The following is a 1,426-nucleotide window of genomic DNA, read 5'->3' on the forward strand; positions in this document are numbered from 1 at the left end:
TATCGAATATAAATCGTATCGAAGAAATAAAAAAAATCTGGAATTATTAACCTTATAAATTCAAAAAAAAGGTCAACCTATTTCAGGACAATACATGATTAGGTTTTTACGCTTCCTTTCAAGCTTTTTCCAATCGTGCCAAATGCAATATCGTAACCGATTTCTTAACCATTCATCTAGCTTTTTTACTTTTGCATAGATGCTCGTTAAGCGGTAATTGTTCATCCAACCTCGACAGACTTGATTAAGCCGTTCTAGGCGTTCTGATACTGATATTGGCTTTGTTTTCTTGGTAATACTCTTTAGATTACGCTTAAACTTTGCCCAACTTTTCTTTGCTACTACAAGCTGATATTGTCCTTTTACGCCCTTTTTGTAGATTGGCACAAAACCATGTCCTAATAACTCAAAATTTACGGGTCTGCGGATGCCACTTTTGGCGCGGTTTATAGGTAATTTTAATGTATCTCTTAAAAAGATAAATACTATATTTCCTATTTGTTTTGCCTCACGTTTGGTCTTTGCATAAATGCTAAAATCATCCGCATAGCGGACATATAACAGACCCCTTTTTTTCATTTCTTTATCCAAAACGTCTAACATTATGTTAGATAATAATGGACTTATTGGGCTTCCTTGCGGGATTCCTTTTCTGCGCTTTTGAAGTTTCCCATTGATTAAAATAGGAGCTCTTAGCCATTTTCGGATTAAACGCATGGTTGTTCGACATTTCACCTTGCGATAAATAAGTTGTAATAAAATGCAATGGTCTACTTCATCAAAAAAACCCTTTCAGGTCAATATCCACAATATCTTGGTAACCATTATTGATATACTGCTGAGCTTGTAATACTGCCTTTTGGATGTTCTTTTTCGGTCTAAATCCAAAACTAAAAGGTTCAAAATCGTATTCAAATTGAACCATTAATTGTTGATTTACCGCTTGTTGTAGCCATCTGTCTACTACTGTTGGGATTCCTAAAAGTCGGGTTTTATCCTTTCCTTTTGGAATCATTACTCCTAAAATTGAGTTTGGTACGTAGCCGTTTTTGCTGATAATTTCGAGTATTTCAGAACGGTTTTCAGCTATAAAAGCTGATAATTCCGTTGTTTTCATACCATCAATTCCGCACGCTCCTTTATTTCGCTCCACCTGACGTGATGCTTTAAAAAGGTTTGTAACTTCTAGTATTTTATCAATCATAGATTTAATAATTTGTTAACTTCTGTTGGTTTAAAAATAGGCTAGCTAGGCATCCTATTTGAATTGCAACGTAATTTAATGTTCAGTCCTTCCCTACTTGTGAGACCTTGTGAGATCTTTCCTCTGCTCGTTTCCTGTAGGTACTATGACCTCTGCTGACTTCTCCATAACCAACTCGTGATTTTGGAGACCTCCCCAGGTAATGACATCTTCTTTCACTCA

Annotated in this window: 2 protein-coding genes; both read right to left on the minus strand. The window is 35.7% G+C overall.

Translation table 11 applies throughout. The annotated features are described in order from the left end of the window. Nucleotides 1-72: 72 nt before the first annotated feature. Entirely contained in the window at nt 73-735 is a 663-nt protein-coding gene (locus tag AQ1689_RS13320; RefSeq protein WP_239759817.1) for a reverse transcriptase domain-containing protein, read from the minus strand. Between the two features lie 43 nt (nt 736-778). Beyond that, complete coding sequence (locus AQ1689_RS13325) at nt 779-1,204, minus strand: reverse transcriptase domain-containing protein (protein ID WP_239759818.1); 426 nt, start codon at nt 1,202-1,204, stop codon at nt 779-781. Nucleotides 1,205-1,426 lie beyond the last annotated feature (222 nt).

The sequence above is a fragment of the Tenacibaculum finnmarkense genome, from assembly GCF_900239185.1.
GTDB classification, from domain to species: domain Bacteria; phylum Bacteroidota; class Bacteroidia; order Flavobacteriales; family Flavobacteriaceae; genus Polaribacter; species Polaribacter finnmarkensis.